The organism is Streptomyces sp. S3(2020), assembly GCF_013044505.1.
GTDB lineage: Bacteria > Actinomycetota > Actinomycetes > Streptomycetales > Streptomycetaceae > Streptomyces.
The window spans coordinates 15,118-32,212 of the sequence record NZ_JABERD010000107.1; the positions used below are offsets into that span (position 1 = coordinate 15,118).

Sequence of the window (17,095 nt, forward strand, 5' to 3'; positions counted from 1 at the left end):
GGTGACCGCCGTCACTGACGAGGACCAGACCGATCACGCGCAGGACGCCGTCTCCGAGGACCAGGACGGCATGCCGGTGGAGGACGAGGCCGTGGAGACCGGGGACGCCGTGGACCGTGCGGAGGACGAGCCCGAGGGGCCGGGTGACGAGCACGCGCGCGGGGAGGACCGTACGGATCCCTCGGACTCCTCGGACACGTGGGACGACGGGCTGATCGCCCGGCGGGTCACCGACACCGCCACGGCGGAGCCCGTCGTCGTGGTCGAGACACGGGGTTCCGGTGCGCAGATCGCCGCGCCTCTCGCGTACGACGGGCCGCTCAGGTCGCGGCTCGATGCGCTGCGCGAGCTGGTGGGGCTCTCCCGGACGCGGCTCGACAGCCGGACGCTCGCCGAGGCGGGCCGGGTGCTCGACGAGGCGGCGGCCCGCCGCAGACTGTCCGGGCAGCACACCGTCGTCGCCATCGCGGGGGCGACGGGCAGCGGCAAGTCACAGCTGTTCAACGCGCTGGCCGGGGTGACCATCTCGGAGACGGGCGTACGGCGTCCGACCACCGCGGCGCCCATCGCGTGCAGCTGGAGCGACGGCGCGGCGAGCCTCATCGAGCGGCTCGGCATCCCGCCGCGACTCAGGCGCCGTCCGGTGCAGAACGCCGAGATGGAGGCGCAGTTGCGCGGGCTCGTCCTGGTGGACCTGCCCGACCACGACTCCGCGGCCGTACAGCACCGCGAGCACGTGGACCGCATCCTCGACCTCGTGGACGCCGTCATCTGGGTCGTCGACCCCGAGAAGTACGCCGACGCAGTGCTGCACGAACGGTATCTGCGGCCCATGGCGGGACACGCGGAGATCATGTTCGTCGTCCTCAACCAGATCGACCGGCTGCCCGGGGAGGCCACCGAACAGGTCCTCGACGACCTGCGGCGGCTGCTCGACGAGGACGGGATCGCCCTGGGCGAGTACGGCGAACCCGGCGCGACCGTGCTCGCGCTGTCCGCGCTCACCGGGGACGGAGTGGGGGAACTGCGCGAGACACTCGGCCAGTTCGTGACCGAGCGGGGCGCGCCGGCCCGCCGGATCTCGGCCGACGTGGACGCCGCCGCGTGGCGGCTGCGGCCCGTCTACGCCACCGGGCGGCGGACCGGGCTGAGCGAGGAGGCGCGGGACGAGTTCGCCGAACGGCTCGCGGACGCGGTCGGTGCGACGGCGGCCGGTGAGGCGGCCGAGCGGGCGTGGCTGCGCAACGCCAACCGCGCGTGCGGGACGCCGTGGCTGCGGCTGTGGCGGTGGTACCAGGACCGGGTCGAATCACCCACCGGACGCCTCCCGTTGCGCGCCCAGGCCGACGAGGAGGCCACGGCCCGGCAGCGTGTCGAGCAGGCGGTGCGGACGGTGGCCGACCGGGCCTCGGCGGGGCTTCCGGTGCCGTGGGCGCAGGCGGTGCGGGAGGCGGCCGCACGGGGCTCGCAGGGGCTGCCCGAGGCGCTGGACGAGCTGGCCGCGCGCGCGGGACTGCCGCCGGGCCGGCCGCCGCGGCCGGGGTGGTGGCCGGCGGCCGTGTTCGCGCAGGCGTCCATGACGCTGCTTCAGATCGTCGGCGGGCTGTGGCTGGTGGGGCAGATCGCCGGGTTCCTGGCGCCGAACCTGGGTGTGCCGGTGCTGCTGATGGTCATCGGGATCATCGGCGGGCCGCTCGTGGAGTGGGGCTGCCGGATGGCGGCGCGGGGACCCGCACGGCGGTACGGCATGGAGGCGGAGCGGCGGCTCAGGGAGGCGGCGGCCGGGTGCGGGCGGGCCCGGGTGCTGGATCCGGTGGCGGCGGAGTTGCTGCGTTATCGGGAGGTCCGGGAGCAGTACGGGAGGGTGTTGGGGGTGGAGGCCGGGGTGCGGTGACGCGCCGGTGGTGAGGGGCGTCGCTCGTTCGGGTGGCGGAGTTTTCCCCAGGTGGGCCGGTGGTCCACAGCGCTCGGCGGGCTCGTGCCGGCGGAGGCAGTCTGGCTTCACGGCGATCGCGGCGGACGCGGTCGGCGAAGCAGACGCAGCCGTACGGGACGGGCCCGTCGGCGTATCCGGGAGGGGTTCGAGATGAACGAGACGATCGTCGGTGTGGTGGGGAACGTGGCGACGCAGCCGGTGTTCCGGGAGACGGAGAACGGTTCGTCGGCGCGGTTCCGGATGGCGGTGACCGCGCGCTATCTGGACCGCGAGAAGAACGAGTGGAAGGACGGGCACACCAACTTCTTCACGGTGTGGGCCAATCGGCAGCTCGCCGCGAACGTGGCGGCCTGTCTGTCGGTGGGGGAGCCGGTCATCGTGCACGGCCGGCTGAAGATCCGTACGGATGTGCACGACGGGAAGAACTGGACCTCGGCGGACATCGACGCCGTGGCGATCGGGCACGACATGGCGCGGGGCACCTCCGCCTTCCGGCGCGGGCCGAAACAGGAGACGGCCGGCGCCTCCTCGCAGCCGGAACCGAACTGGGAGACGTCGGTCGGCGCTGCGGCCGACCAAGCCGATCAACAGGAGCGGGAGCCGGTCGCGGTGATGTGACGTCAGCGGACCGAACTGCGGCTTATCGGCGAATGCGCACCGAACGACCGGGTGGATTTGTCGATAAGCCCTGCTCAAGGGCGATCTTGGCGATAACGATTCCGAGTCGGATCGGCCGCCCGAGCGCATCACCGGGAACCGTGGTGCGAGCACGTACCTAGGATGCCGGGCATAGCTCCAGGTGCTGCTGATTCTGCTGGTGGGACCGTTCCCCCCACGTCAACGGGTCCTGCTCGAAGGGGAATTCTGTGTTTTCTGCGTTGTTGTCCGCGTGCAGGCGAGGGGTGGTCCGCGGCGCCGCCGCGACGCTGGTGTCCGGGCTTGTCGCGGCCGGTGCGCTGACGGCCGGTGCCGGCCCGGCCGCCGCCGCCGACGCGACGGCGCAGAACCAGGGTGGGGCGACCGCCACCATGGGGAGCCTGAAGACGTACGGCGCGGCCGTCATCCACGACGAATCCGGGGACCTGGAGGTGTCGGCGGGCCTGTTCGAGATGTCCGTCGACGGCGGCGGCACCCTGCAGACGTACTGCGTCGACCTCCACACCCCCACGCAGCAGGACGCCAAGTACCACGAGACGCCCTGGAGCGGGACCTCGCTGGGCGTCAACGAGGACGCGGGAAAGATCCGCTGGATCCTTCAGAACTCCTACCCGCAGGTGAACGACCTCGCGGCGCTCGCCGCCAAGGCGGGTGTCGCGAGCGGCCTCACCGAGCAGGACGCGGCGGCCGGTACGCAGGTGGCCATCTGGCGCTACTCGGACTCCGTGGACGTCGACGCCGTCGATCCGCAGGCCGAGAGGCTCGCGGACTACCTCCAGCAGAGCGCGCGCGATCTGGCGGAGCCCGAGGCGTCGCTGACCCTGGAGCCCGCCGCGGTCTCCGGCCGCCCGGGCGGTCTGCTCGGTCCGGTGACGGTGCGTACCGACGCGAACAGCGTGACGGTGACGCCGCCCGCGGACGCCGAGACGAGCGGGGTGCGGATCGTGGGCAAGGACGGCGAGCCGCTGACGTCGGTGAGGAGCGGCGGCGAGCTGTTCTTCGACGTGCCCGAGGACGCGGCGGCCGGCTCCGCCGAACTGGCCGTGCAGGCCTCCACCACCGTGCCGGTGGGCCGTGCCTTCGCCTCCGAGAGCCGCAGCCAGACGCAGATACTGGCCGGCTCCAGCGAGTCGACGGTCTCGGCGACGGCGAGCGCGACATGGGCGGAGCAGGGGGCGATACCCGCGCTGTCCGCGGCGAAGAACTGCGCCGAGAGCGGCGTGGACATCACCGCGGCCAACGAGGGCGACGAGGCCTTCACGTTCGAGCTGCTGGGCGTCGAGTACAGCATCCCGGCGGGTGCGTCGCGGACGGTGACGGTCCCGCTCCAGGAGGACCAGGCGTACGACTTCACCATCACCGGCCCCGGCGGCCTCGACAAGCGCTTCACCGGCGTCCTCGACTGCCGGACCCAGGGTGCCGAGACCGGGGACACGGTCCAGACCCTCAGCGAGCCGAGCCCGGCCACGGTGGGCGGCGTGTCCGGCACGAACCTCGCCGAGACGGGCAGCTCCAGCGCGACGCCGGTGATCGCGGGGGTGGCCATCGGCCTGGTCGTGCTCGGTGGGGCGGCGCTGGTGCTCGTCCGCAAGAAGAGCGAGCCGACGCAGCACTGAGAAGCCGCCCTTCAGCTCCCCGTGACGGAACGGTCACCGAGTGGAGTGGTCGGGCGGGGGTCCTGAAGTACTGGTTTCCGTCCGGGGATGGACGTACGGCAAGATGGGGTGTATCTGCCCACTGCCAGATTTCAAGCTGCCGGACGGTTTCTCTTGGCTGAGTACATCTCAGCCGAGCGCCGTTCGGCAGGGTTCGTTTCGGGACCCCGCCGTACGCCTACGCTGCTTCGGGATCGTCCGGATATTCGTCGTCATACGGGTCGGGCGCGGGTAGTTCGGTCACGTTCGTGACCGCGGATGTGACCGCATCCCGCTCCAAATCCTCGACCAACTGCTCGGCCATCGCCTTGATCCGCGCTATCCGCTCGTCACGCTGCTGCATGTCGACCTTGTGCACGGCTGGCGCGTCCAAACCATGCAGCTTCGAGTAGCGCTCGGAGATGCGCACGGCCTCGCGTACCGACTCCGTCTCGCCCTGCATGGCCTTTGGCCAGACGGCCCGCATCAGCATCTCCAGCTGTACGCCCTGGATGACGCGCAGTTGAGCCGCTGACGGGTCCGCGCGGGCCGCGAGCGCCCGCTGTAGGAGCTTCCGGGCCCCCGACTTGTCGGCGTAGCCCAGTTCGACTGCGATCTCCGAGTACGTCTTACCTGCGGCCGCCAGTTCCAGCGCTCTGGCCTGCCGGGTGTCCTCGGCCAGTTGCCGCCCCATCAGGCGGCTGGCACGTAGGCACCCTTGACGACCGCCTTCGGCACGTCGACCGCGAGGGCAACGCGCGTCTCCGCGAGGATCGTCAGGATGTTGCTGATGAAGTCGTCGCCGTCCGAGTCGGTCATCAGGATCGTGGCGGCCTGCCTCGTGTAGAGGGTCGCGGCCTGCACGAAGTCGCCGATCAGGAATGTCCCCGCGGGCACGGCCGTGGTGACGACCGCGGGCACGCCCCACAGCTGCGGGCTCATGGCGCTCTGGATGTTCGTGTTGACCCTGAACGCCTCGTCGGTCGTCTCCGACAGCTCGACGTCAGCCCAGTCCGTCGGGTGGATCACCAGGCCCGTGGGTGCGAATCCGGCGATCTGCGCCACGGTGATGGCCTTCCGGATCGCCACTTCCTTGGCCAGCGTCTCGCCGGTGGCCGGGGTGTAGGTGCTCAAGCCCGTCGTGTTGAGCAGGCCGCGCAGGTTGGCGCCCGTGCCGTTGCCGCTCATGAGCTGCTGGTCCAGCCGCTTGGCCAGGCCGTACATGAGCCGGTTGTTGATGTAGCCCGTGAGCTGCGCGTTGTCGTCGGCCGCCTGCCGGGAGATCTTCACCCAGTGCGCGACCGTCTTCGGCGTCACGCTGACCGTGTCCAGGTTGATCGACGACTCGGGCTTGACCGCGCCCTCGGCCACCTCGGCGGCGGCCAGCGTGCCCGTGCCGAGGTCTACCACCTGCTCGATGACGGAGCCGCTCATGCTCGCCGACGCGAACAGCGCGGCCACGGTGAGCGGATAGTCCGGCTGTACCTGCTTGACGCCGGCGGGCCGCTCGATGGTGGCCACGCCGTTCGTGCCGGTTGTGATGGTGGCGCGCACCTCCACCTTGACCTTGCCCGCGTACCCACCGCGCCGGTACGCCTCGAACTCCGGGGCGCTGCGGAAGTCCTCGGCCGCGGCGCCCGCGGGGACGCTGCGCACGTCGTCCGACGCCCCGAGCTCGCGCAGCCGGTTCAGGCGGGCGTCCCGCTCGATCATCTGCCGCACCTCGGCGGCCTCGTCGAGCAGGGCCTGAACATCGCCGCTGAAATTCGGGTCTTCGAGCTGGCGGGTGATGCGGTCGCGGCGCTGCTCCAGCGTCTCGGCTCCGCCCTTGATCGGGTAGATGGGACGGCCGTCGCGACGGTGTCCGACGGGGGCGACGACGGGCGTCGGGAGGTGCTGCATGGTGTGCTCCTGCAAGCCACGGCGCGCGGCTGAGCGCGTCACCGAAGAGGAGCGCCCTTGTTCACGGCCGGTGGCGCTACCGGCTACGCGGGGCCTGTACGAGGCTCGCCGCGCCCGTGGCTTGTACGGGCGGTACGGGGACCCGCCTGCGGGTGGTTCCGCCCCGGGGATACCGGGGCGGGTGCGACACCCAGACGCGGCCGGGGGCTTTCACGTCCGGTCCCGGCCGCCCGGATGTCGTGAGGATAGATCGTCTACAGCCTGTCGGACAGGTGGGGGCTGCAATTCGCCGTCGTCGGGACATGACGACGCCCACCCGGGCCGTCGTCGGACGGGCGTCGGGTGGGCGTATGACGGGCGTCGTACGGCGTCGTACCGGCGTAGGACGGCCGTCCTACGGCCCGTCGGGACGGGCGACGACGCCCGACGACGGGGCGTCGTCGCCCTCGCGTGGCGTGGCCAGCTCATCGAGCAGGGCGAGGACGGCGGCATGCACGTCCTCGGGGACGCGGTGCTGGGCGAGCAGGCGGCGGGCCCCGGCATGGGTGCGAGCCGAGTCGAGCAGCACAGCAGCGACGCCCGCGGCCCTGCGCTCGTTGGAGCCGACCGGGGCGAGTCGCTGCCGTTGCCGGGCGAGTGCGGCAGCTGCGGCGGTGGTGACGGACATGGGGATCTCCTCCGGACCGGCGGCGCGCACCACGCGGTGCGCGGCCAGGGTGGCGCCCTCGCGGTCGCCGCGGCCGTGCGCGTCGAGCAGCGCGGCCATGAGGGCAGGGACGGACGGGAGTCGGCGGGGCGACCGGCACGCCGCGGCGAGGGCGGCGTGCTCGGTCGGCCGGCGCACGAGGGCGGTCACTCGGCTACCCCGGCGAGGATCGCGGTGAGCTGGTCGGCGAGGTCCCGCAACCGGTCGGCGTAGCTGTCGAGGTCTGCGGCCAGGTCGTACAGGCCGGTCGGGGTCAGCGTCCGGCCGGGCGGGTAGACCGAGACGCCGACCGTGGGTCCGCCGGTCTCGGGGTCCGAGGACGTGGCGTAGGGGGACTGAGCCAGGCCCGCGGTGAGGATCTCGCCGCTGCGGAAGGCGAGGGTGAGGTCCGCGCCCTTGTGGAGGATGTCGGCGCGGTGGCCGGGCAGGTGGTCGGCGTGGCCGGTGCACCAGGCCGGTTCGGGCACGGTCACGTCGCCGTGGTCGACGGTGGCCAGCGTGACGGTACGAGGGGCGCTCACTCGCCCTCACCCCTGCCGTGCCCCCGCTGCTCGTCCTGGCGTGCCTGGCGAAGCAGCGTGAACTGCTGGCCGACCGGCATCGTGGCGTCGATCTGTGGCCAGTCGCCGTCAGGCCACGCGGCCAGTTCGACGACGACGCGCAGGCCGTCGACCATGAGCACGGTCCTGCAACTGGCGGCGGGGCCGTTCTCGGCCGGGGCGGGGCGCCCGCGCAACGAGGCGCGGGCGACGGCGACAAGGGCGGACTGGATGGCCGGCAGGGCGTCGGCGAAATCCTTCGGAGCGGTCACGCCTGCTGCCCTCCGATGCGCTCGATGCGGACCAGGGTGGTGATGCGGACGCCCCGGGTGACCACCTCGCGGGTGTCCTCGGTGAGGGTGTCGAGCGGGTTCACGTCGAGTGAGGAGACGTAGTCGTCGAGCGTCTCCAGCGCCATGGTGTGCGTGGCGTCCACGTACGCGCGGGCCTGGGTAGGGTTCTGCACGGGTCGGTCCTCCGGTGTAGTCGGACGGGCTGATCAAGGCGTCGTCGCGGTGTTGCTGCACTGCGGCGGCGCCGTCTTGCGTTTGGTGCGGTGTGCACCTAACCCCGATCGGGTCCCGTTGGTTGGTTGCTGCGACCTGCGGCAACGCACCAACGGGGAGGGGCGGCGGTGGGGGAGGGGAGTGGTTAGCTGTACGGCTCACCCAGTTCGGGCAGGTGTGCGGTCGGGTCCATGCCGGCCGCGACGAACGCGCGGGCAAGCGCGGCGTACTCGGCCCGCAGCGCCTCGCGCTCCAGGGCGAGCAGGCCCTCGAGGGCCCGCCAGTCCGCGGGCGTTGCGCGGGCCGCGAGAGCGAGCGTGGCGGGTGATGCGGCCCCCTGCTCCCCGAGCGCGGCGTACAGCGCGCTCACGAGGCCCGAGTCGACGTGCTGTGCGCCCTGCTCGGGGACACCGTTTTGACCCGATTCTGAGGCCATGGGTTCGCCCCTCTCTCCCATTGCACCCGCACTGACCTGCGGGAATCCGTCAGTGGTCACGTTCTTGGTCACTTCCGTCCGTCTCGGGGGCGTGTCCCGTCCATGCGGTGTCCGCCCGGGGCTGTTGGTGGTGGGGCTGTTGGTCAGCACATGACGTGTCGGTCGTTGCCCTGTGCCGCCCATTCGGCGTCGAGCGGGGTCCCGCACTGGGTGCATGACGGTCCCGCCGGTCCCCTCCCTAGGAGAGGGGAGGGGACCACCGGTCCGTGGGGCGTGGTCCGGTGCGGTCCTCCGACCGGTCCGGGACCGGTCTCATCAGGGGTGACTCCGGTCTCGGTCCTGGGGTTCGGGACCGGAATGGTTACCGCCGAGTAGGACCGGTTCGGGGTCCGGTCCCGGCGCATCCGGGCCACCTCGTTCAGCTTCTCGTTCCCGGCTCGGAAGCCGAGCCGCTGGCACTCGTCGGCCAGGCGGCGGCGGCCGTAGTCGTTGGGCACGCCCGCAGCGTCCAGGCGGGCGGCGATCCACTCGACGGTGCCCTCGGCCGGGCCGGTGTCGGGCAGAGTGCCGGCGGCCGTGAGCACGAGGGAGGTGACGGGGCGCCCGTCGGGCTTGTACTCGCCATCGAGGCTCACCTTCGTGAGCTGGAACAGCAGGTCGTCGTCCTGGTCCTCGTCCTTCTGCTTCCCGGACTTGATCGTGAGGACGGTGTTCGACAGTCGGTCGCCCTTCCGCGAGATCTTGACCTCCGACTGCAACGCCGCCTTGACCGCGCTGGAACCGCGGCCGTGCTCGCCGACGTGCCCGGTGTGGTGCACGACCGCCACGCACGCGCCCGTGGCGGTGCGCAGCTTGTCCATGCGGTCGACGACCTGGCCCATCTCCTTCGCGGAGTTCTCCTCGACGCCCTGCGTCACCCGGGCCTGCGTGTCGATCCCGATCAGCGCGGGCCGGACCCTGGCCATGACCTCTATCAAGACGTCCCACTCGGGGCTCATGGCCTGTACGGGGCGAGGCAGGAACAGCACGTTGGCCATGTGGACGCCGTGGTGTTGCTCCCATGCGCGGACGCGCTTGCGTACGCCCTGCTCGCCCTCGGCCACGAGGTACACGACGGTGCCCTGCCGGACGTACTGGCCGTGCCAGCGGCGGCCCGTGCCGACGTGCCCGCACATGTCGAGCAGGATGAACGACTTGAAGGTGCCGGACGGGCCGACGAACCGAGCGAGGGTGTTCAGGGCCAGCAGGTCGCCCACGAGGGGCTCAAGGGGCGGGATCTTCTCCAGTCCCTCGGAGTCGAGCAGCTCCCCGAGCATCGCGTTGACGCGCGCCTCGAAGTACTCCTCTGACGACATGGTCTCGGGGTCGGGCCGTCGGTGTTCGTCCGGTACCCACAGGCGCCCCGAGGGCGTGCTCGACGCCCCGTCGTCGGGGCGACGACGCTGGTAGACGGGCGTCTGTGACCCGTCGTCGGGCATCGTCGTCAAGGGCTGCGGGAGCGCCGAAGCGTCGCGGGCCGGCATGTGTCGGCTCGCTCCCTTCGGCCACGCCCCGGGGCGCCGTGGTTCGTCGATCACTTACGCGGGATCCGTTCGAGGTCGGACGCCTCCCCGTGACGGGGACAGCAGGCGTCGCGGGGGGCTACGTCGAGTCGGGCCTGTACCTCTTCGAGCGACCACCCGTCGGCCATCAAGGCGTTGGCGTGGGCTCTCAGTTCGGCCTCGGTCAGCCCGTACGTGCTCGGGCCGCCGGGCGGCTGTACGAGTTCGTCCAGCGGGTCGCGGCTGCCCTCGGGCAGCGGCGGGGTTCGGTACGCAGCCAGGCGGCGGCGCCGTAGCGCCGCTCCCGGTTCGTACGCGGTCTCTGTCACCCGCGGGCCTCGTGGTCGTCCACGGCGATCTCGTCAGCGCGCTCGCACAGCGCCTCAAGGCGGCCGGCGAAGTCCCGCATCTCGGCGACGACCTCCCGAGCCTGCGCCGGGGTGAGGGTCGCGGTGGTCGCGCCCCTGTTGAACCACACCTTCGTGAACCGGCCGTAGACGGAGCCGCGCGGCTCGAAGTGCCCGTCAGGCCCGATCTCCCCGTTGGGCTTCCAGTTGAGGACGACCACCTGTGCGTCGAAGAGCGGCAGTTCCGCGTTCTCGGCGGGGCTCAAGGTGTCGTCGATGTCGCGCATGGCCGACTCGACAGGAGCCGTACGGGGGGCGCCGAGACCCTCGTCCATGACGAGAGTGCGCTGCGCTTCGGTGAGCAGCGGCTCGGTGTGCTCGCGGGCGGTCTCGGCGAGGAACGCGGCGACGGCCGGGAACTGTGCGTCGACCGAGCGACGGACGGCGTCCTGCTCTGCGTCCTTGTCGGTCTTGACGAGGAAGGGCAGGCGACCGCTGGGGGTGGTGGCGCTCTGCGGGATGTTCGTGTCAGTCTTCACGGCGAAGCTCCTTTCGACGGCGGCGCAACGGGTGTAGGGCCCGCGCCGCCGTTCGGCTGTTCAGTGCTGGATGGCGGTGGGTGCTTTGAGGGGCGGGACCGGGGCGGCAACCTCGGTCCCGTCGTCGTTCGGGCTGCTGTCAAGCCTGAGCAAGCGCCGCAGTTCGGCGGTCGGGATGAAGAGGCGCCGGCCGATGCGGATGCTCGGCAGGTCGCCGCTCTTCATCGCCTTGTACGTGGCCGTCAGGCGGAAGTGGTCGGGCATCGCGGCGCAGAGTTCTTCCCTGGTCATCAGCGGCTTTTCCTCCGCAGACGGGAGCACTCCGCGAGCCGCCTTGATGGGCTGCGGTTCGTCCATGAAGCGAATGTAGACGCATGGGCGGTGGGTCTGCAATGCTGCCCGGTAAAGAACCTTCCCCGAGTTACAGGACGGTCCGACTGTGCGTCTTGATCGATCGCTACGATCCGTCTATGAATCCCCAGGTCTCCGCCACCGTGCGGACAGTCGTGCGGCTCGACCGCCGATTCGCCGCCCTCCTCACGTACGCAGTCGTCCACGGAGACGCGCAGCCCGTGGACGTGCAGGTCCGGCTACTTCCTCCGTGTGACTGCCCGAAGGAGTGTCCGCACACGGAGGAGTACCGGGAGTACTTGGAGCGCAAGGCCGCGTACGAGGCTCAGGGCGTCCCCGTGACGCCCGCCGAGGTGCCGGCGCCCGAGCCCTGTTCGTGCCCGGACGTGCCACCCGTCGACTGTCCGCACTGCGCCCCCGGCGGGAGTAGCGACACGTTTCCCACGAAGCCGGACCTCAGCGACGTGCCACCAGGCGGACTGACACAGCGCATTTACCGCTCGCTCTCCTTCGAGGAAGCCCGCCGGAAGGTCAGGGATCGGCTTCGTGGGTACGGCGGCCAGATGCCGCCCCACGTCCGCGAGCGACTTCAGAAGATCTTTGAGGGGGAGTTCGACCGTCCGGCAGGGCGCGGTGGTCGGCCGGGGCGGTCCCTGCTCGAAGTCCTCGATGCGTGCGATCGCATGGAGCAGGGGGCCGCCGCAGGGAAGACTCGCGCCCAAGTTGCCCAGGAAATGGATCAGCCGGAGTCGTGGCTGCGAAACGTGCTGGCGTGGGCGAGGAAGCACGAACCGCCCCTCCTCACCCCGACCCTGTCCGGACGCCGCGGTGACATCCGCATGACCGATGAAGGGCGCGCGCTGCTGGCGATGTACCGGCAGCGGGAACACCAACAAGAGGAGTAGCACCATGAGCGAACCCAAGAAGCCCCGGCGTCGGGGGTGGGGTGAAGGCTCCGTCCAGGAGTACGAGACGAAAGCCGGGAAGCGCTGGCTGATCGTCTACCCGTACAAGGACCCCCAGACCGGTGAGCGCAAGCAGGCCAAGCGCCGCGGCTTCACCTCCGCCACGAAGGCCGCCAAGGAACTACGCGCCAAGCTGGCCGAGGTCGCGGCCGGCACCCACCGCAAGCCCGTACGGCTCACCTTCCGCGACTACGCGCTGACCAAGTGGCTCACCGCCCGCAAGCGCCGCGAGTCCACCACCGCCGGGTACCGCGACATCCTCACCCAGTACGTCCTCCCTGTGATCGGGGACAAGCAGCTCGACGAAGTCACGGCCGCCGACCTGGAGCGCATCTACGCCCGGCTGAGGACCTGGAAGTCCACTGCCCGGGGCCGGAAGGGCAACCCGCTCTCCCTGGCTACGCAGGCGCAGACCCACGCCATCGCGTCCTCAGTGTTCGGGTACGCCGCCCGTAAGGGCGACATCGTGGCCAACCCCGCGCTCGCCGTCGACGACCCGCCACGGGCCGAGAAAGTGGAGCGATCTGTGTGGACCGTGGCGCAGGCCGGCGACTTCCTGCGTGCCACCGGCTCCCACAGGCTGGCCGCAGCGTGGCGGCTGCTGCTCGCCACGGGTCTGCGCCGCGGGGAACTGCTCGGGCTCACGTGGGACGCCGTCGACCTTGAGCGCGGAGAGCTCCGCGTACGGCGCACGTGGATCGTGGTGAAGGGCGTGTGCCAGTGGTCGAAGCCCAAGACGGCCGCCGGGTACCGCACGATCCCGCTCGACGCGGGCACCGTGGCCGCGCTCCGGGCCCACCGTGCGGCGCAGGCTGCCGAGCGTCTGCGCATCGGCGCGGGGTGGCAGGACAAGGAGCAACGCCTCTTCACGGACCCCGTGGGCGAGGCGTTGCACCCGGAGACGTTCAGCATGTGGTTCCGCGACCTCGCCACGGCCCACAGCCTGCCGCGCATCCGGCTGCATGAGCTGCGCCACACCTACGCCACGATGCAGCTGGAGACGGGGGAGAACGTCGTCACGGTGTCCGCGCTGCTCGGGCACGCCAACCCGACGATCACGCGGAACATCTATCAGCACGTCCTGGAAGCCACCGCCCGCAAGGCGAACGACAAGGTCGGGGCGCTGCTTGACGCCCCGACCGCTGTTGCTGCAACCGGCTGATGTGACCGGGATGTGACCGCCGCCCATGCGGTGCGGCAGTATGGAGGTCTCTGACCTGTACGACGACCCCTGCCGGACGGTTTCTCTTGGCTGAGTACATCTACACCATGCGCAAGACGCGCAAAGCGCACGGCGACAAGGTCATCCTTGACGACGTGACGCTGAGCTTCCTGCCCGGCGCGAAGATCGGTGTGGTCGGGCCGAACGGTGCTGGTAAGTCCACCGTTCTGAAGATCATGGCGGGGCTGGAGCAGCCGTCGAACGGGGACGCGTTCCTGTCGCCCGGTTTCAGCGTCGGCATTCTGATGCAGGAGCCGAAGCTCGACGAGGCCAAGACGGTCCTAGAGAACGTCCAGGACGGCGCCGCCGAGATCATGGGCAAGCTGCACCGGTTCAACGAGGTCGCCGAGCTCATGGCGACGGACTACTCGGACGCGCTGCTCGACGAGATGGGCAAGCTCCAGGAGGACCTGGACCACGCCAACGCCTGGGACCTGGACGCGCAGCTGGAGCAGGCCATGGAGGCGCTGGGCTGCCCGCCCGGCGACTGGCCCGTCACCAACCTCTCCGGTGGCGAGAAGCGCCGCGTCGCGCTCTGCAAGCTGCTGATCGAGGCCCCGGACCTGCTCCTCCTCGACGAGCCCACCAACCACCTCGACGCCGAGTCGGTGAACTGGCTGGAGCAGCACCTCTCCAAGTACGCGGGCGCTGTCGTCGCCGTCACCCACGACCGGTACTTCCTGAACAACGTCGCCGAGTGGATCCTCGAACTCGACCGCGGCCGCGCGATCCCCTACGAGGGCAACTACTCCACGTACCTGGAGAAGAAGGCCACGCGTCTCAAGGTCGAGGGCCGCAAGGACGAGAAGCGCGCCAAGCGCCTCAAGGAAGAGCTGGAGTGGGTCCGCTCCAACGCCAAGGGACGCCAGACCAAGTCCAAGGCCCGCCTCGCCCGTTACGAGGAGATGGCGGCCGAGGCCGAGAAGATGCGGAAGCTGGACTTCGAGGAGATCCAGATCCCGCCGGGCCCGCGGCTGGGCTCCATCGTCGTCGAGGTCAGCAACCTCTCGAAGGCGTTCGGCGACAAGGTCCTGGTCGACGACCTCTCGTTCACGCTGCCGCGCAACGGCATCGTCGGCATCATCGGCCCGAACGGCGCCGGCAAGACCACGCTGTTCAAGATGATCCAGGGCCTTGAGCCCGCCGACTCGGGCACGGTCAAGATCGGCGACACGGTCAAGATCAGCTATGTCGACCAGAGCCGCGCCAACATCGACCCCAAGAAGACCCTCTGGGCGGTCGTGTCGGACGAGCTGGACTACATCAATGTCGGCCAGGTCGAGATGCCGTCGCGCGCGTACGTCAGCGCCTTCGGCTTCAAGGGGCCGGACCAGCAGAAGCCCGCCGGCGTCCTGTCCGGTGGTGAGCGCAACCGTCTGAACCTGGCGCTCACGCTCAAGGAGGGCGGCAACCTGCTGCTCCTCGACGAGCCCACCAACGACCTCGACGTCGAGACCCTGTCCTCGCTGGAGAACGCGCTGCTGGAGTTCCCGGGCGCGGCCGTGGTCATCTCCCACGACCGCTGGTTCCTGGACCGGGTCGCGACCCACATCCTCGCGTACGAGGGTGAGTCCAAGTGGTACTGGTTCGAGGGCAACTTCGAGTCGTACGAGAAGAACAAGATCGAGCGGCTGGGCGCCGAGGCCGCGCGTCCGCACCGCGCCACCTACAAGAAGCTGACCCGGGGCTGATCGATCTTGCGGCACATCTACCACTGCCCGCTGCGCTGGGCGGACATGGACGCGTACGGCCACGTCAACAACGTGGTCTTCCTCCGCTACCTGGAGGAAGCCCGTATCGACTTCCTGTTCCGCCCGGAGAAGGACTTCAAGCAGGGGTCCGTGGTGGCACGCCATGAGATCGACTACAAGCGGCAGCTCGTCCACCGCCACACCCCCGTGGACATCGAGCTGTGGGTCACGGAGATAAGGGCGGCGTCCTTCACCATCTCCTACGAGGTGAAGGACGGCGCCGAGATCTACGTACGCGCCTCGACGGTCATCGTGCCGTTCGACTTCGCGACGCAGCGGCCGCGTCGGATCACCTCCGAGGAGCGGGAGTTCCTGGAGGAGTACCGGGATGCCGACGAGGAGGAGGCCGTCGCCGCATGACGGTGCTCCACCTCGCCGACGAGGGGGAGGCGGCGGATCTCGCGGCCTTCCTCTCCCGGCTGCTCCACTACGACCGTGCGGCGGCGGTGCGCCTGCAGGCGGCCGGCACCGCGCTCGCCGTCTTCGGGCGGCCGCCGTCCTTCGAGGTACTGGCGATCCGCGCGGTGCGGCTGGCGAAGCCGTACGAGAACGGTCTGGAAGCCACGCTCGATGTGACCGTGTCCGCGGGGGAGTTGCTGGAGTCCGTCGACGCGACGGGCGCGACGGCGCTCGTGCCGGGAGCGGTCACCGGGCCGCCCTGGGCCGGAGTGCTGCCGCCTCGTGGCGGGTGGCGGCCGGTACCGGGGTTGCCCGCCCCTGACGCGCTGCGGGCGATGATCGGCGCGGGGGTCGCCGAATTCCGGTCCCGGACAGGGGAGTTGGCGGCCGAACGGCGTACGCGCGCCGAACTCGACCGGATCGGGCGGGAGATCTGGTCCCGGACCGTCGGGGACACACAGCTTCCGGTGCGGGCCGTGCACGCGGCGCAGTCGCTCGGATTCCTGCGCGCCGGCGGGGAGTCGGCGCTGCTCTCCTCGGGCGCGTGGCTGCGGCTGCGCACGCCCTACGGGTCCGTCGCCGTACGGCGGGCGGGACTGGGGATGCTGGACGTCAGCGTGCGCTGACCCCCCGAGCGGCTACGAGCGGCTAGCCGTGGTCGCTGTCGTCCGGCCATACGCCGATGTGGTCCGGTTCCAGTTCCAGTGCCACCCGGTCGCGCATGCCCAGGGTCTGCGTGTACTCGGCGGGGAGCTGGAGGCGGCCGGCCCGGTCGAGCATGGCGTACTCGCGGGCCACGACCGTCTCGTGGCCCGTCGTCGCGTCGACCTCGCTGCGGCGCAGGACCTCCGTGGAGGTGCGGCCGTCCCGGATGGCCACCGTGCGGCGGACCTCGCTCGCCACGGCCTGGTCGTGGGTGACGATGACGATCGTCGTGCCGAGGTGTTCGTTGGCGGTGCGGAACGCGGCGAAGATCTGTTCCGCGGTGTGGGAGTCGAGTTCGCCGGTGGGTTCGTCGGCGAGCAGGACGGCGGGGGAGTTGGCGAGGGCCACGGCTATCGCGACGCGCTGCTGCTGGCCGCCGGACATCTCGTTCGGGTGGCGGTCCCGGCAGTCGGCTATGTCCAGCAACTCCAGCAGTTCCAGGGCGCGTTCGGTCTGCGCCTTGCGGGCTTTTCGGGTGGTTCTCGTGGCCAGTCGCATCGGGAGGGTGATGTTCTGGGCGGCGCTCAGATAGGGGAGCAGGTTGCGGGCCGTCTGCTGCCAGACGAAGCCGACGGTCCTGCGACGGTAGGCCAGGCGGTCCTTCGGGGTCATCGCCAGGAGGTCGTGGTCGGCGACGCGGGCCGCGCCCGCGGTGGGGGTGTCGAGGCCGGCGAGGATGTTCATGAGGGTGGACTTGCCGCTGCCGGACGCGCCCACCAGGGCCATGAGTTCGCCGTCGCGGACGAGGAGGTCGAGGCCCTGGAGGGCCTGGACCTCGATGCCGTCCGTGGTGAAGATGCGGACCAGGCGGTCGCAGGTGATGAGGGCGTCGTGGCCGTAGGTGGGGGTGTTGCGGGCCGTGGTGGCGCGGTCGGTCAGCTCCGCGAGGGTGGGGTTGGTGGTCACTGAGGGCTCCTCGGGTCGTCGGCCGGGGTGAGACCTGTCTCTTATACAAATGT

At 70.7% G+C, this 17,095-nt stretch carries 20 protein-coding genes; 8 read left to right on the top strand and 12 right to left on the bottom strand.

The features are described from left to right. The first annotated feature begins 1 nt into the window (after position 1). The 3 genes from HLK59_RS29130 (at position 2) to HLK59_RS29140 (ending at position 4,209) form a co-directional block, all read left to right on the top strand. Positions 2 to 1,894 carry a YfjP family GTPase gene (locus tag HLK59_RS29130; protein WP_171144520.1) on the top strand — a complete coding sequence of 631 codons (1,893 nt, stop codon included), beginning with the start codon at positions 2 to 4 and terminating at the stop codon, positions 1,892 to 1,894. A 192-nt stretch (positions 1,895 to 2,086) separates the two neighbouring features. Beyond that, positions 2,087 to 2,554 (top strand): single-stranded DNA-binding protein, encoded by a 468-nt coding sequence (locus HLK59_RS29135; RefSeq protein ID WP_171144521.1) that lies wholly within the window; start codon positions 2,087 to 2,089, stop codon positions 2,552 to 2,554. Between the two features lie 248 nt (positions 2,555 to 2,802). Next, positions 2,803 to 4,209 carry a Cys-Gln thioester bond-forming surface protein gene (locus HLK59_RS29140; protein WP_171144522.1) on the top strand — a complete coding sequence of 469 codons (1,407 nt, stop codon included), beginning with the start codon at positions 2,803 to 2,805 and terminating at the stop codon, positions 4,207 to 4,209. 217 nt (positions 4,210 to 4,426) lie between these two features. Here HLK59_RS29140 and HLK59_RS29145 read toward each other — a convergent pair whose 3' ends face one another. The 11 genes from HLK59_RS29145 to HLK59_RS29195 all read right to left on the bottom strand — a co-directional run bounded on the left by HLK59_RS29145 (position 4,427) and on the right by HLK59_RS29195 (position 11,100). Further along, on the bottom strand, positions 4,427 to 4,921 hold the full coding sequence (locus HLK59_RS29145) for a hypothetical protein (RefSeq protein WP_171144523.1): 495 nt from the start codon (positions 4,919 to 4,921) through the stop codon (positions 4,427 to 4,429). Next, positions 4,921 to 6,129 (bottom strand): phage major capsid protein, encoded by a 1,209-nt coding sequence (locus tag HLK59_RS29150; protein ID WP_171144524.1) that lies wholly within the window; start codon positions 6,127 to 6,129, stop codon positions 4,921 to 4,923. Before HLK59_RS29150 ends, HLK59_RS29145 begins: the two co-directional genes overlap by 1 nt. Positions 6,130 to 6,523: 394 nt before the next feature. Continuing rightward, positions 6,524 to 6,985, bottom strand: coding sequence for a hypothetical protein (locus tag HLK59_RS50515; protein WP_206327719.1), 462 nt, complete (start codon positions 6,983 to 6,985; stop codon positions 6,524 to 6,526). After that, entirely contained in the window at positions 6,982 to 7,356 is a 375-nt protein-coding gene (locus HLK59_RS29160; RefSeq protein WP_171144525.1) for a hypothetical protein, read from the bottom strand. The genes HLK59_RS50515 and HLK59_RS29160 overlap by 4 nt, the downstream gene beginning before the upstream one ends. Next, positions 7,353 to 7,646: a hypothetical protein gene (locus tag HLK59_RS29165; protein WP_171144526.1), complete on the bottom strand. Its 294-nt coding sequence runs from the start codon at positions 7,644 to 7,646 to the stop codon at positions 7,353 to 7,355. Before HLK59_RS29165 ends, HLK59_RS29160 begins: the two co-directional genes overlap by 4 nt. Beyond that, positions 7,643 to 7,840 (bottom strand): hypothetical protein, encoded by a 198-nt coding sequence (locus HLK59_RS29170; protein ID WP_171144527.1) that lies wholly within the window; start codon positions 7,838 to 7,840, stop codon positions 7,643 to 7,645. Before HLK59_RS29170 ends, HLK59_RS29165 begins: the two co-directional genes overlap by 4 nt. 185 nt (positions 7,841 to 8,025) lie before the next feature. Then, entirely contained in the window at positions 8,026 to 8,316 is a 291-nt protein-coding gene (locus HLK59_RS29175) for a hypothetical protein (protein WP_171144528.1), read from the bottom strand. A 143-nt stretch (positions 8,317 to 8,459) separates the two neighbouring features. Then, positions 8,460 to 9,839, bottom strand: coding sequence for an AAA family ATPase (locus HLK59_RS29180; protein WP_171144529.1), 1,380 nt, complete (start codon positions 9,837 to 9,839; stop codon positions 8,460 to 8,462). A 50-nt stretch (positions 9,840 to 9,889) separates the two neighbouring features. Continuing rightward, positions 9,890 to 10,186, bottom strand: coding sequence for a hypothetical protein (locus HLK59_RS29185; RefSeq protein WP_171144530.1), 297 nt, complete (start codon positions 10,184 to 10,186; stop codon positions 9,890 to 9,892). Further along, a complete protein-coding gene (locus HLK59_RS29190) occupies positions 10,183 to 10,743 on the bottom strand; it encodes a hypothetical protein (RefSeq protein ID WP_171144531.1) in 561 nt (186 codons plus the stop codon). Before HLK59_RS29190 ends, HLK59_RS29185 begins: the two co-directional genes overlap by 4 nt. A gap of 60 nt (positions 10,744 to 10,803) precedes the next feature. Then, complete coding sequence (locus HLK59_RS29195; protein ID WP_171144532.1) at positions 10,804 to 11,100, bottom strand: helix-turn-helix domain-containing protein; 297 nt, start codon at positions 11,098 to 11,100, stop codon at positions 10,804 to 10,806. Between the two features lie 113 nt (positions 11,101 to 11,213). Between HLK59_RS29195 and HLK59_RS29200 the strand changes: the two genes are divergently transcribed. The 5 genes from HLK59_RS29200 to HLK59_RS29220 all read left to right on the top strand — a co-directional run bounded on the left by HLK59_RS29200 (position 11,214) and on the right by HLK59_RS29220 (position 16,057). Continuing rightward, the gene (locus HLK59_RS29200; protein WP_171144533.1) at positions 11,214 to 11,999 is read left to right on the top strand and encodes a hypothetical protein; all 786 of its coding nucleotides are present in this window, start codon (positions 11,214 to 11,216) and stop codon (positions 11,997 to 11,999) included. Between the two features lie 4 nt (positions 12,000 to 12,003). Further along, positions 12,004 to 13,221, top strand: a complete 1,218-nt coding sequence (locus tag HLK59_RS29205) for a tyrosine-type recombinase/integrase (RefSeq protein ID WP_171144534.1) — start codon at positions 12,004 to 12,006, stop codon at positions 13,219 to 13,221. An 86-nt stretch (positions 13,222 to 13,307) separates the two neighbouring features. After that, on the top strand, positions 13,308 to 14,972 hold the full coding sequence (ettA, locus tag HLK59_RS29210; protein WP_171144535.1) for an energy-dependent translational throttle protein EttA: 1,665 nt from the start codon (positions 13,308 to 13,310) through the stop codon (positions 14,970 to 14,972). A 6-nt stretch (positions 14,973 to 14,978) separates the two neighbouring features. Further along, positions 14,979 to 15,392, top strand: a complete 414-nt coding sequence (locus tag HLK59_RS29215; RefSeq protein ID WP_171144536.1) for a thioesterase family protein — start codon at positions 14,979 to 14,981, stop codon at positions 15,390 to 15,392. Continuing rightward, on the top strand, positions 15,389 to 16,057 hold the full coding sequence (locus HLK59_RS29220) for a hypothetical protein (protein WP_171144537.1): 669 nt from the start codon (positions 15,389 to 15,391) through the stop codon (positions 16,055 to 16,057). The genes HLK59_RS29215 and HLK59_RS29220 overlap by 4 nt, the downstream gene beginning before the upstream one ends. Before the next feature lie 22 nt (positions 16,058 to 16,079). On the opposite strand, the gene HLK59_RS29225 is transcribed toward HLK59_RS29220, so the two are convergent. Continuing rightward, positions 16,080 to 17,042: an ABC transporter ATP-binding protein gene (locus HLK59_RS29225; protein WP_171144538.1), complete on the bottom strand. Its 963-nt coding sequence runs from the start codon at positions 17,040 to 17,042 to the stop codon at positions 16,080 to 16,082. Positions 17,043 to 17,095 lie beyond the last annotated feature (53 nt).